The organism is uncultured Psychrobacillus sp. (assembly GCF_938022135.1).
Taxonomy (GTDB): Bacteria; Bacillota; Bacilli; order Bacillales_A; family Planococcaceae; genus Psychrobacillus.
The window spans coordinates 52,914-64,665 of record NZ_CALIED010000091.1; the positions used below are offsets into that span (position 1 = coordinate 52,914).

The 11,752-nt window shown below is 38.2% G+C and carries 13 protein-coding genes and 1 other annotated feature; of the genes, 6 read left to right on the forward strand and 7 right to left on the reverse strand.

The window, feature by feature from the left end; translation table 11 throughout:
* Nucleotides 1-55: 55 nt before the first annotated feature.
* Both Q0371_RS19005 and argS read left to right on the forward strand, forming a co-directional pair.
* Nucleotides 56-910 carry a GNAT family N-acetyltransferase gene (locus tag Q0371_RS19005; protein WP_298474220.1) on the forward strand — a complete coding sequence of 285 codons (855 nt, stop codon included), beginning with the start codon at nt 56-58 and terminating at the stop codon, nt 908-910.
* A 74-nt stretch (nt 911-984) separates the two neighbouring features.
* Nucleotides 985-1,202: a binding site (T-box leader), on the forward strand.
* Between the two features lie 51 nt (nt 1,203-1,253).
* Entirely contained in the window at nt 1,254-2,930 is a 1,677-nt protein-coding gene (gene argS, locus Q0371_RS19010) for an arginine--tRNA ligase (protein ID WP_298474223.1), read from the forward strand.
* A 48-nt stretch (nt 2,931-2,978) separates the two neighbouring features.
* Here argS and Q0371_RS19015 read toward each other — a convergent pair whose 3' ends face one another.
* From Q0371_RS19015 to Q0371_RS19035, 5 genes are all read right to left on the reverse strand, one after another.
* The gene (locus Q0371_RS19015) at nt 2,979-4,061 is read right to left on the reverse strand and encodes a DUF4179 domain-containing protein (protein ID WP_298474225.1); all 1,083 of its coding nucleotides are present in this window, start codon (nt 4,059-4,061) and stop codon (nt 2,979-2,981) included.
* Nucleotides 4,058-4,624 carry a sigma-70 family RNA polymerase sigma factor gene (locus tag Q0371_RS19020; RefSeq protein WP_298474228.1) on the reverse strand — a complete coding sequence of 189 codons (567 nt, stop codon included), beginning with the start codon at nt 4,622-4,624 and terminating at the stop codon, nt 4,058-4,060. Before Q0371_RS19020 ends, Q0371_RS19015 begins: the two co-directional genes overlap by 4 nt.
* 157 nt (nt 4,625-4,781) lie before the next feature.
* A complete protein-coding gene (locus tag Q0371_RS19025) occupies nt 4,782-5,528 on the reverse strand; it encodes a ferritin-like domain-containing protein (RefSeq protein ID WP_298474231.1) in 747 nt (248 codons plus the stop codon).
* A 59-nt stretch (nt 5,529-5,587) separates the two neighbouring features.
* On the reverse strand, nt 5,588-6,643 hold the full coding sequence (locus Q0371_RS19030; RefSeq protein ID WP_298474234.1) for a DUF4097 family beta strand repeat-containing protein: 1,056 nt from the start codon (nt 6,641-6,643) through the stop codon (nt 5,588-5,590).
* On the reverse strand, nt 6,636-6,959 hold the full coding sequence (locus tag Q0371_RS19035) for a PadR family transcriptional regulator (protein ID WP_298474236.1): 324 nt from the start codon (nt 6,957-6,959) through the stop codon (nt 6,636-6,638). The genes Q0371_RS19030 and Q0371_RS19035 overlap by 8 nt, the downstream gene beginning before the upstream one ends.
* 385 nt (nt 6,960-7,344) lie before the next feature.
* Between Q0371_RS19035 and Q0371_RS19040 the strand changes: the two genes are divergently transcribed.
* Nucleotides 7,345-7,752 (forward strand): NUDIX hydrolase, encoded by a 408-nt coding sequence (locus Q0371_RS19040; protein ID WP_298474252.1) that lies wholly within the window; start codon nt 7,345-7,347, stop codon nt 7,750-7,752.
* Between the two features lie 12 nt (nt 7,753-7,764).
* Here the strand turns inward: Q0371_RS19040 and Q0371_RS19045 are convergent, their stop codons facing one another.
* Nucleotides 7,765-8,523 (reverse strand): MerR family transcriptional regulator, encoded by a 759-nt coding sequence (locus Q0371_RS19045; protein WP_298474239.1) that lies wholly within the window; start codon nt 8,521-8,523, stop codon nt 7,765-7,767.
* A gap of 142 nt (nt 8,524-8,665) precedes the next feature.
* Here Q0371_RS19045 and Q0371_RS19050 point away from each other — a divergent pair, with 142 nt between their 5' ends.
* Together Q0371_RS19050 and Q0371_RS19055 are read left to right on the forward strand one after the other, a co-directional pair.
* Nucleotides 8,666-9,253 (forward strand): histidine phosphatase family protein, encoded by a 588-nt coding sequence (locus Q0371_RS19050; protein WP_298474242.1) that lies wholly within the window; start codon nt 8,666-8,668, stop codon nt 9,251-9,253.
* Nucleotides 9,250-9,759 carry a cupin domain-containing protein gene (locus Q0371_RS19055; protein ID WP_298474245.1) on the forward strand — a complete coding sequence of 170 codons (510 nt, stop codon included), beginning with the start codon at nt 9,250-9,252 and terminating at the stop codon, nt 9,757-9,759. The genes Q0371_RS19050 and Q0371_RS19055 overlap by 4 nt, the downstream gene beginning before the upstream one ends.
* Nucleotides 9,760-9,875: 116 nt before the next feature.
* Here the strand turns inward: Q0371_RS19055 and Q0371_RS19060 are convergent, their stop codons facing one another.
* The gene (locus tag Q0371_RS19060; RefSeq protein ID WP_298474254.1) at nt 9,876-10,721 is read right to left on the reverse strand and encodes a dimethylarginine dimethylaminohydrolase family protein; all 846 of its coding nucleotides are present in this window, start codon (nt 10,719-10,721) and stop codon (nt 9,876-9,878) included.
* 160 nt (nt 10,722-10,881) lie between these two features.
* Here Q0371_RS19060 and Q0371_RS19065 point away from each other — a divergent pair, with 160 nt between their 5' ends.
* On the forward strand, nt 10,882-11,616 hold the full coding sequence (locus Q0371_RS19065; RefSeq protein ID WP_169358447.1) for a YqcI/YcgG family protein: 735 nt from the start codon (nt 10,882-10,884) through the stop codon (nt 11,614-11,616).
* The last annotated feature ends 136 nt before the right edge of the window (nt 11,617-11,752 follow it).

Sequence of the window (11,752 nt, forward strand, 5' to 3'; positions counted from 1 at the left end):
ATCATGCAACGTTTTACGTTATATTAACATAAAACATTACAAAGGGGATGGAAAAATGAGATTTCAAATCTATGAAAGTGCAGAGAATTTTTACGAGAAGGCAATACCTTTTTTAAAGGAAAATGAGGACAAATTTAGCTTGTTTCTAGGGGTGCTAGAAAGAATACGAGTAGGTGGATATGAAAACCCGCTAATGGCGACTATTGAAGAAGATGGAGAGTTAATTGCTCTTTTTCAAATGACTCCACCACATCCTCTAAATATTATTTTTGTGGATCCAAATAAAATAGAGGCATCCACTGATTTAGGTATAGAAGAAATCATACAACGAGGTATACATATTGATTCCATAATAAGTGTGAAAGATTGGGCTATGCATTTTGCAGAGAAATGGGAAGAAAAAACTGGTCAACCTCACTCCTTGTTAATGGACCAAGGGCTATACCGATTAGATCACGTGGATGATATGTTAAAAGCTAGTCCAGGCTCCTGGAGGCTTGCTAATGACAAAGACGCTCCACTAATCGAATCTTGGCTTAGCCAATTTGAAGGAGATACAGGACTTCCGAGAAGCGCTAAAGAAGATATAGCTCAAAGAGTGGAAGCTATGTTAAATGCTCGTGAGGTTTTTCTTTGGGAGGATGAAGGGGAAATCGTGTCCATGATGAAGAAGGCGAGACCTTCCGCGCATGGGGTGACTGTTTCTATGGTATTTACTCCAAAAGAGAAACGACGAAAAGGATACGGCAGAACCATGGTGGCAGCCTGCAGCAAGGAGCTATTAAAGCAATATAACTTCTGCGTGCTATATACGGATATGCTAAACCCGACCTCCAATAAAATCTACCAAGAAATTGGTTATCAGAAGCTATTAGATTCGGTTCATTTACAGCTTGGCGAAACAAAATAGGGCGTACCTTTAAAAAAATAGCGACTCATATTGACTTTCATATTTTGTTCCATTAAAATAAGTGAAAATTCATACACAATTCGATGATAAAGAGAGTATTTGAAGAGATAATGTTTAGCGAGTCAGGGGTGGTGAAAGCCTGATACAGGACTTTTCAGAGAAACGCACTTTGGAGAAGCTTTTTGAACTAAGAGTAGAAAAGACCGGGGAAGTCCTCGTTACTAACGTTAAAGCGGTCACAACGTGTGACAACTAGAGTGGTACCACGGGAATTTCAGCTCTCGTCTCTTCATAGAGGCGAGGGCTTTTTATATGGAAGAATTATATGGGAGGATGATTGTACATGAAATTAGTAAAGCAAATTGCTGCTTTGATTGGTGCCCAACTAGAAGGACTAACAGTAGAGGAAATAGAAAAGCTTTTAGAAACGCCAAAGAACGTAGAATTAGGAGATGTAGCATTTCCTTGTTTTACGCTAGCAAAAATATATAAAAAATCTCCTCAGCTTATTGCCACTGAATTGGCAAAGCAGCTCAAGGGAGTACTTATTATAAAGGCGGAGTCAGTAGGAGGATATGTGAACATTTTTTATAATCAGCAAACAGTTGCTAAGCAAGTGCTTGAGGAAATAATGGAAACCCGAACCCAATATGGCCAGCTGCCAATGATGAACGAGAAAATTACGATAGATTTCTCCTCACCGAATATCGCTAAGCCCTTTTCTATGGGACATCTACGTTCTTCGGTAATAGGAAATGCACTAGCCAATATAGTAGAAAAGAACGGATACAAGACTATTCGTATTAACCATTTAGGAGACTGGGGAACCCAGTTTGGTAAGCTGATTGTTGCTTATAAGCTATGGGGGGATAAAGAAAAAATAGAAGCCTCTCCTATAGAGGAGCTATTGAAAATCTATGTGAAGATCCATGAGGAAGCAGAAAGCGACGAATCGCTGAATGATAAGGCGAGAGCTGCCTTCAAGCGTTTGGAGCAGGGGGATGAGGAGGCTGGAGAACTTTGGAAATGGTTCAAGGAAGCCTCTCTTAAAGAATTTCAAGGTATTTATGAATTGTTAGGTATTCAGTTTGATTCCCTGGATGGCGAGGCTTTTTATAACGATAAAATGGCACCAGTCGTTAAGGAGCTAGAAGAGAAAGGTTTGCTAGTCGAGTCTAGCGGTGCATTAGTAGTGGAGCTCAAGGATATGCCTCCATGCTTGATCCAGAAAACGGATGGAGCTACTCTTTATGCTACGAGAGATTTAGCGGCAGCCTTGTATCGCCAAAAAGAATATGATTTTGCAAAGTCATTTTATGTAGTGGGCAACGAGCAATCACTTCATTTTAATCAGCTGTTCAGTGTGCTTCAAAAAATGGGCTATGAGTGGGCAAAAGCATGTCAGCATGTCCCGTTTGGAATGATGCTGAAGGATGGCAAGAAGATGTCGACTCGTAAAGGGAAGGTGGTTTTATTGAAAGGAGTATTGGAAGAGGCGATTGAAGAGGCGAAGAATAGCATTAAGGAGAAAAATCCATCTCTTCCTAATAAAGAAGAGGTCGCAAAATCGGTTGGGGTAGGTGCAGTCATCTTCCATGATTTAAAAAATCATCGGATGAATGATGTAGAATTTTCTCTAGAACAAATGCTTAACTTCGAAGGGGAAACTGGTCCGTACGTTCAGTATACACACGCAAGAATATGTTCCCTTCTTCAAAAGGGCAATTTTGATGCTAACAATGTAAGCCTGGAAGGGTTAGAGAAAGAGGCTTGGCAAACGATTACGACACTTCAACGTTTTCCACAGGTTATTCAGAAATCCTTTGAACAGGTAGATCCGTCCCTTATAGCAAAATACTGCCTAACGCTATCTCGGCACTTTAATAAATATTATGCACATACAAAAATCCTCGTTGATGACGACACAAAGGTATCCAAACTGACGCTTTGTTATGCGGTTGCGATAGTTTTAAAGGAAGGGTTGAACTTACTGGGTATAGAAGCTCCGGAGCAGATGTAAAAGAAAAAAGACTGGTCGTGAGCAGCTCACAACCAGTTATTTGTATAGTTATTTTAAATCAATAATGATGTCGTCCATTTTGAATTGTTTTTGATCGGCGGTTATACTGCCTTTGTATTCCTTATCTTCTTCAATAAGCTCATAATTACGCAAATCTACCTCGGGAGTTATAATAAGCTGAGTAGCCTGAGGATCAACTTTTTCATATATGGCGCCCCATTTAGTCGAGTGCTTATGAACAGAATAACTCCCGCTTTGTTCTTCTAGCGAATAACGATTTCCTAAATCATCCTTAACTAATAATTCAACGATAGCGCTATCCCACTTTTCATATAATTTATCAGTGTCAATTTGTTCAAATAGAAGATGAAACGAATTTGGAGATATCGTTAGCTTTTGAAGATGTACTGTAAGATCATTTTGATTAAGCTTTTTATCTAATTTATAAATATCCATGTCTGCTTTGTTTAAAGTAAAGTTAAATTTCCAATTACCCTCGATAGGCTCGTTATCAGTGGTTCTTCCTGGACGCAAATAATCTATATTCCATTCTATTGGTAAAGAGGTTTCTTCTTCCTCCATTTTCATAGTAATAATACCTACATACTTATTCTCACTCTCTGATACTTTACTTGCCTCATGACTTCCAGTTTTAGGAGAGCCTTGAAGGTGAGGTATCCCTCTAATTACCACGGGGTTCCCAAGATCTCTATTGGCCTTGATTGTATACGTCACAATCATAGATTCACCATCGTAAATGGCATCATCAACAGTTACGTTTACCCCATTACTTGTTGCTGTTAAGTTAATCGAAGTAGCATTTTCAGCGTAGTCTCCATAAAATTCTCCATTTTTATCTCTGTAATCATAAAAGAATTTATAAATATTATTGATTACTGGAATATTGTCCGCGTAGGCTGTGAAGGAAAGCCCTACTAAAGCAGTGACGCTTAGTCCAATCGCAAGGGAAGCGGCAGCTAAAAACTTTTTCCCTTTCTTTTGTTTGGAAGAAGAGAGTTTATTTCTTAATTCTTTTTTTACCTTCGCTCGCTCCAATTCGCTTACTTCTATCTCTTCAAATTCATCTAGATCTATATCAATTTCATTAAATTGCTTGTAAAGGTCCTTCATACAAAGCTACCTCCTAGAAGAAATTTTGTAACCTGTCCATTTAGCCTTTTCTTTCCTCGGTATATACGATTATCGACAGAGGCTTTTGTTTTTCCGAGCTTCTTAGCGATTGTCTCTGTGTTTTCTCCAAGAAAAAAACGCATGATGAAGATTTGTTGGTCGATTGGGTCTAGTTTATGGATTAATTGCATTAGCTCGTTTCGGTTTTCTGTAAGTATTAAACGTTTTTCTATTGAATCAGCTGGCTGAAGCTCCATCTGCTCACTGGAAACCTCCATATTACGAGTTGCTTTTCGGTAGTAATCAATTGCCTTAAATTTAGCGATTACACAAATCCATTTTTTAAAATCAGTTGTGTCCCCGTTAAAATCCTTGGCGTGATCCCAAATGGATAAAAAAATATCATTAATACATTCATCCATCATTCCAGCATTATTTAAAGGGGAGAGAACCTTGTAGGAAACGCCTTTTATTAGCGGTAAGTAATTATCCACAATATATTCGAGTGCATCTTCTTTTCCAGATTGCAGCCTGTGGATAAAATTAGATTCAGTTGATTTCATCTACAATAGCTCCTTTTGGTAGTTGTAAAAGCTTTTACACTCTATATAACGTCTACGATTTTAATTTTTCTCAAAAATAAATTATTTATTTTAGAGTAACATGAGAAAGTAAAAAAATGGGCATAAAAAAAGGCTGCGTGTTACACGCAGCGATAGCTTATTGACTATTTTTACTTTGCTGAAGTATTTGTGATTCCCCTGATAACTCCCAGTTCTCTACTGTTTCGTATGCTTGCTCAGGGGTATAGCCTTTACCGACTAGGACACCCATAAGTATAAATTCTTGGAGGATGTGCTTCGTATTAATGCCTCTTTCCACATCATTTAGACCTTCATTTACAAGGTACTCCGTATATTGAATCCATTGATCTGGAAAGGCAACTGGCTCAGGACCATTGCTTGTGGTAGTAGATGCAGTGTTTTCAGTTGCTGTCTTCTCAGGGGCATTCATCGCAATATTCTCCGTTAAAATATAATTATACAATTGAGCGTGCTTCATTTCGTCTGTTAATATTTCAAAGACAATATCTCTATACTCACGATAGGGAAGGCCTTCCCGTATGACTCTGTACTTTTCCATTGCTTTTAGCTCACCGAAAAATGCTTTCTTAATGCCACTTATATAATCGGCTGGAGGTACGAATTGCTCTCCCGTGGTAATGACAACCTCATTACCAGTTAATGCTTTGTACATTTGTTTGAACCATTGATTATGTTTTACTTCATCGTTTCGAATGGAGGTGATTATTTCAATTTGCTCTTGCGTAGGAGCTAAGGAAATTAAATAATCATAAAAAATTTGATCTTCTTTTTCTCCTTGTACTGCTTCCGCTATTAGTGCTAAGGATTGTTGAAAAGCCTGTTGAGCATACATCTGCTGGTTGTAGTTTTCTGTTTTATTCATACATTTCCCCTTTTGTTATAGTCCTTACCTAGTTTATGAGAAAAGGGGAGAAAGAGTGTTTATAATTTAATTCCAGAAACTGCACGTTTAGCAACAGTTAGTCTGCCGTTGTCAGATGTTAGTCTTACTTGATGAGTCCCTGCACCAAAGACTGTTTTAGAATTACGTTCCCCAAAAATATCTACTTTGCCCCAATCGACTTTTGCAGAGATAGATACATCTGTAGGATCGGATTCAGTTTCAATCATAATACTACCATTATCTGTTTTAAGGTCGATCATACGATCAATGCTAGTTGTTAACAGTTCGATTCGCCCGTTGTCTGTTTTCCCCAGGATATCCCCATTTACATATTGCATGGTGATTCGGCCATTGTCAGTTTCTGCATGAACTTTCTCAGTATCCACATTGCGCAATTCGATTCGCCCATTGTCGGTTGTTGTCGTTAGCTTGTCACTCTGCACTCGGTCTAGCTCAATTCGTCCATTATCTGTTTTAACTTCCATTAAGGTAGAAGCTATTTCTTGAAGTAAAATAGACCCGTTGTCGGAATTGACCTTTACAATTTTGCCAAGTAATTTCTCTGCTCGAATACGACCGTGATCAGACTTCATAGTGATAGTTGAATAGAGCTTTTTTGGTAGGGCGACATTTACTTTCAATTCCTTGACTTGAAAAATAAAAGTAAAGAAGCTCATTTTTTTAGACTTCAACTTAACAGAAAGTGTATCACCAATCACTTCAGCCACGAATGAAAGCTTTTCACTTTCTCCAATTAACTCAACGATTGTTTCATCTGTCTCAGATGGAAACAGATTTAGAGCTCCATAGTCTAGATCTATTAACACATTAGTAAACGTAGAGTCCGGAATACGTATCAACTTATCGCTTGTAAATGTTTTAGGCTGGGACTTTACCGGAACATAGTTTTCAAGAAGCTCCTGTGCAATCTGCTTTGGAGAGCCAAGTGAAGAAGAAATATCAATATCGGTTTTCCCATCCTCTCGCGCATTAGAGAAATACTCTCGAATATCCGATACTATTTCGTTACGCTCGTCAGCTGTCATTTGATGTAATGCAAGTTCCAATTCCTTAATAAATTGTTGCTCAGTCATTTTTTACACCCTCTTCGATTAGATTATTCACACCATCCGTAAAGCTTTTCCATTCCTTTAATTGCTCATGAAGATATGTTCTACCGAGATCCGTCAGCTTATAATATTTACGTGGGGGACCTTCTGTTGATTCCTGTAAATAAGTTGTGAAGTAGCCTTCCTTTGTTAATCGTCTAAGGAGTGGATAAACTGAGCCCTCAGAAATCGAGATTTGATCTGATATTTTTTGTACAAGTTCGTAGCCATATCGATCCTGCTTATCCAATAAGACAAGCACGCACAGATTTAGTACACCCTTTTTAAATTGTATATTCATTTTTCTTCACTCCCTTCGCTACTATTTAATAAACAGTACCGTTGGAAGTAATATACCATATGCTATTATACAATGCAAGGTACTGGATAAAATAATGTGTGGTAGGGTACATTTTTTGATTTATGGGAGATTCTGAGACCGTAATGGGACACTTTCAATAAGCTTGTGGGCGATTCTGGCCGGTTAATGGGTGAATTAACGATATATGGATGTATATATACATTTACGGGCGAATTTGGCGGATTAATAGATCACTCTCTCCATGGTAGTTAATAGGCGCGGATGCACTACAAGTAGGGTAGCTTCTATAATTTAGTAATGCTACCCAGCAGTACGGTATAATAGAAGAATAATATTTTATAGCTTAGGAAGGGCAGTGGAAAGAATGTTTAAATGGCAAGGGGCGGCTGGTGTTTTTTTTAATGAGCGAAAAGAAGTGTTAATGGTTTTACAGGCAGCACCGGGAGAGGATAAGCTGTGGACAGTTCCTTCAGGGACGGTGGAGGAAGGGGAAACCTTTGAAGAATGCTGTGTCCGAGAATTTTGGGAGGAGACAGGCTTAACTGTTCGTCCAATTGAAATGATACATAAAAAAAGTGGAGTATTAAGTGATTATGGTATCTCGTATTATGTAGAGTACTTTATAGTAGAATTTATAAGTGGAGAATTAACGATTCATGATCCAGATGAATTTATCCATGAGATTGCTTGGAAGTCATTGGACGATATGAAGAACTTGCCACTAGCTTATCCGGATGATATCCACATAATAGAGCAACTCTTAAAAAACTAGAAGGCTAGCCTTCTAGTTTTTAGTATATTCTACAATAGCATCACGTAAAAATTGCGCCGCACCTGGTTGCACCTTATCGTAATAAGCTTTAAAGCGTTCGTCTGCTACATACATTTCAGCTAGGCCTGCATGCGCTTCCTTTGAATATTTTGGCCAATGAAAACTTATCCACTGTTTATGCAGTTCTGCTGTCTTTTGCCCGGGTTTACTTGTTGGGTCACCAGCAGCAATCGCTTCTTTTAAGCTATCTAATACCTCTTGCTCTAATTTTACAACCTCCTCATATTGTTCTTTGGTCATGTTTTTTAGCATAGCATTGGATTGGTCTACAGCATCATTTCCATAATTGTTTCGAATTTCCTCACCGTACATATCCTCATTGTTGTCCACAAGCTCTTGTTTAAATCCTTCAAATTTTTCTTTGTCTGTCATTTTAATACCCCTTTCATATTCTTGAATCGATTTATCCACATTATTTATTAACAAATCTAGCTGAGCTCTTTTTTGAATTAGTTTTTCCTTATGCTCCTTTAAAGCAACAGTACTGTCGAATCCTGGTGAAATGAGGATTTCTTTTATTTGTCCCAAGCTTATCCCCAACTCTCGGTAAAACAATATTTGTTGAAGGCGATTTACCTCCGCTGATCCGTACATTCTATAACCTGCTTCGCTTAGGCTTGCTGGTTTTAATAAATCAATTTCATCGTAGTAGCGAATAGTTCGAGTACTAATTCCAGCAAGTTCTCCAAGCTTCTGAATTGTATATATCATTACTTCACCTCCTGATATATGTAGTGTAAAGGTTTACGTAGCGTGAAGGTCAAGTGTTAATTATTTTTATAATTAACATTTTAGGCTGCACTTTACGAAAGGTATTTTCTATCTTATCTTAGAACAAAGGGGGTTATTATAAATGACTACAATAGCTTTTATTAGACATGGTGTGACAGCTTGGAATAAAGAGGGACGAGCTCAGGGTAAAACGGATGTGCCGTTAGATGAAGAAGGTATTTTAATGGCAGAGCGAGTTGCCGAGCGGATGGAAAAAGAGCATTGGGATGTAATATATACTAGTCCACTAATTAGAGCAAAGCGTACAGCTGAGATTATAGCTGAAAAGCTACCTGAGATTAATTTTAATACAGATATCCGTTTGGGAGAAATTGGTGGAGGCCTTATTGAGGGAACTACCGAGCAAGAACGAGTAGATAAGTGGGGTCTAAATTGGAGAGAGCAGGATATGGGCTTCGAGAAGGAAGATGTTATTATCGCTAGAGGCTTGTCCTTTATCGAGGATATACAAAAAGCGCATCGAGGTAAGAAAGTAATAGTTGTTAGTCATGGAGGTTTTCTTGCAAGAGTTTTTAACGCACTTATACCAGGTGGAGAATTCTCTAATGATATTGGAAATACCTCAGTTACCATTGTTGAGCTAAAAGATGAGAAAAACCATTGCCACCTATTTAACTGCATGAAGCATTTAGAAATGAGGGAGGTATGATGGAAAAGGACGCTTCCTATTATATTGAGCATTTAGGCTTAGAGCCACATGCAGAGGGTGGATACTTTCGTTCAACCTTTTCCTCTGACAATACAATAAGTGCAAATGGATTAGATAGAAAGCTATACACAAGTATATACTTTTTACTTGGGGAAAAAGATATCTCTCATTTACATCGTTTGAAATCAGATGAACTTTGGTATTTTCATGGAGGCGATCCTTTAACCGTCCATGTAATTGATCAAGAAGGAAGTTACCATGAATACAAGCTTGGATTAGATTTAGTGAATGGTGAAGTCCCACAATTAATTGTGCCTGGAAAATCCATCTTTGGTTCATCGGTTTCAGAAGGGGGAGCATTTTCTTTAGTTGGGTGTATGGTTGCACCGGGCTTTGAATATGAAGACTTTGAACTATTCACACAGGATGAGCTGCTAAAGAAATATCCTGAGCATGCTTCAGTCATTTGTAAGCTTGCATACAAAAATATTCCAAATACGTATTAGTTATGAAACGTAATGAACTATTAGAGAAATGAAATATAAAACAAGCTTAAAACGTATTTTTAAGCTTGTTTTATCTTCAAAACGTTGCACCTACTGTCTCCATAGAGAGTTTTTGCTTATTGTCGCACAATGGGCATGGAACAACATCTGAATGACCCGCCTGATTTAATAATTTCGGAAAAGTCTACCTCCAACACTTCGTATCCGTGTTTTCTCATTTGGTCGTTCACGCCACGGTTTACAGGTAAACTCAGTACTCGATTTTGACCAATCGACAATACATTGGTCCCCATAGAGAACTGTTCCTGTTCGCTCACTTCTATCAAATGATACATGCTTGATAAATGCTCGAAGGTTTCCTGGTCGAGCGCATCTGGATAAATTAATGCATCTTTTGGGGAAAGAATATTGAATACACAATCTAAGTGCAAATACTTTGGATTAAAAGGGATGGGGATAATTTCAAAATCAGGTAATTCACTTTGGAGATCTTGAATAGCATTCTGACTTGTGCGATGACTAATCCCTATAAATACACGTTTTCCGTCAACAATTACATCGCCACCTTCAATCGAATGATTGGAGAGTTTCTTATATGTTATATCATGTTCCTTCATCCACTCGGCAAGCACCTTCTCTTCACCTTGACGAATGGGATTCGCCATTTCAGAAATAAAGAGATGATTACCCAAAGTAAAACCAATATCTCTAGTGAAGACTTGTTCAGGATGGTCTTTACTTGGTTTTAGTTTAATTACCTCGATACCTGCCTCCCTTAAAGTTTGTTCAAATTGCTTGTGCTGGGACAGGGCAAGAGATCGGTCAATATTATCATTTATATATTGTTTTTGAACATCATTAATCACTTCTTTAATTTCCATATATTGAGGTTCACATAAGAATACCTTTTTTAGTGAGCCATATTCACTTTGACAATTTATTTGTGTTATATCTTCTATCATCTTCACTATAATTCATCCTCCAGTTTATTCATTCACCTTTTATATTCCCCAAATCAGTATTTTATAACCTATTGGTAAAATTTATTTGTTGTTTCAGGAAATCGAGTAAGGGGTAAAGACCCATAAAGATTTGTGCGAACAAGATAGTGGAGGAGATTATATGATTACTAAGGAACAAGCGTTATTAACAAAGGAAGACTTTAAAACTAGAACAGACTTGCCGAGTTGGCTGTATAAGGAATACGAAACATTTCATAATACGGTAACTGATAAAACATTCCCGTGTTTTTTTGGAATGAGTGGCGAACTGAAAGGCGAGCTCCGCTATGCTTATATTAGTCAAGATGACTGGAGTAACTTACCTTATGCAGTAGCAGATTTTCTAGACTTATTTAAATTACCAAACTATAAGAGACATGGTCTCTTTGTATTTGTTGAGCCTTTTGAACAAGAGGGTTCTATTGATGATTACCGAAAGCAATTTTGGGATATCCTTCAGTATTTACATGAGGTCGATGAGGTGGAATGGCCGGAAGATAGTCCTCGTGACCCTGACCACTATTTATGGGATTTTCGATTTAATGGGGAGCCAATATTCGTATTCGGAAATGCACCTGCCTATAAGAAGCGCAAGACACGACACTTAGGAAACGCGATGGTGCTAGGATTCCAACCACGGAAAATATTCGAGGGGTTAGAAGGGACGGAAAAAGGTGGGATTATGTCACGTGAGAAAGTTCGTAAACGTGTAGAAGCATGGGACCAGCTCCCTAAGCATCCAGATATCGGTCACTTCGGCGATCCAACTCATAATGAATGGAAACAATCCTTTATAGGTGATGACATTGAGCCGATTCAAGGTAAATGTCCATTTCACCATAAATCGCAAGCTTAAGTCCCCTTTTTAGGGGATTTTTTTGTTGTTTAGGAAATTAAAAAGTTCTGAACCTGTGGGTAAATTGATGTCTAGCTTCATCGCCTTGCCCCTCGGGGTCAAATGGATAAAAGCTGCTCCTGCGCAAGCTCGTCGC

Excerpts from the sequence above, each read along its gene's own strand:
- Q0371_RS19005 (WP_298474220.1), top strand. The coding sequence starts at position 56 with ATGAGATTTCAAATCTATGAAAGTGCAGAGAATTTTTACGAGAAGGCA.
- argS (WP_298474223.1), top strand. The coding sequence starts at position 1,254 with ATGAAATTAGTAAAGCAAATTGCTGCTTTGATTGGTGCCCAACTAGAA.
- Q0371_RS19015 (WP_298474225.1), bottom strand. The coding sequence starts at position 4,061 with ATGAAGGACCTTTACAAGCAATTTAATGAAATTGATATAGATCTAGAT.
- Q0371_RS19020 (WP_298474228.1), bottom strand. The coding sequence starts at position 4,624 with ATGAAATCAACTGAATCTAATTTTATCCACAGGCTGCAATCTGGAAAA.
- Q0371_RS19025 (WP_298474231.1), bottom strand. The coding sequence starts at position 5,528 with ATGAATAAAACAGAAAACTACAACCAGCAGATGTATGCTCAACAGGCT.
- Q0371_RS19030 (WP_298474234.1), bottom strand. The coding sequence starts at position 6,643 with ATGACTGAGCAACAATTTATTAAGGAATTGGAACTTGCATTACATCAA.
- Q0371_RS19035 (WP_298474236.1), bottom strand. The coding sequence starts at position 6,959 with ATGAATATACAATTTAAAAAGGGTGTACTAAATCTGTGCGTGCTTGTC.
- Q0371_RS19040 (WP_298474252.1), top strand. The coding sequence starts at position 7,345 with ATGTTTAAATGGCAAGGGGCGGCTGGTGTTTTTTTTAATGAGCGAAAA.
- Q0371_RS19045 (WP_298474239.1), bottom strand. The coding sequence starts at position 8,523 with ATGATATATACAATTCAGAAGCTTGGAGAACTTGCTGGAATTAGTACT.
- Q0371_RS19050 (WP_298474242.1), top strand. The coding sequence starts at position 8,666 with ATGACTACAATAGCTTTTATTAGACATGGTGTGACAGCTTGGAATAAA.
- Q0371_RS19055 (WP_298474245.1), top strand. The coding sequence starts at position 9,250 with ATGATGGAAAAGGACGCTTCCTATTATATTGAGCATTTAGGCTTAGAG.
- Q0371_RS19060 (WP_298474254.1), bottom strand. The coding sequence starts at position 10,721 with ATGATAGAAGATATAACACAAATAAATTGTCAAAGTGAATATGGCTCA.
- Q0371_RS19065 (WP_169358447.1), top strand. The coding sequence starts at position 10,882 with ATGATTACTAAGGAACAAGCGTTATTAACAAAGGAAGACTTTAAAACT.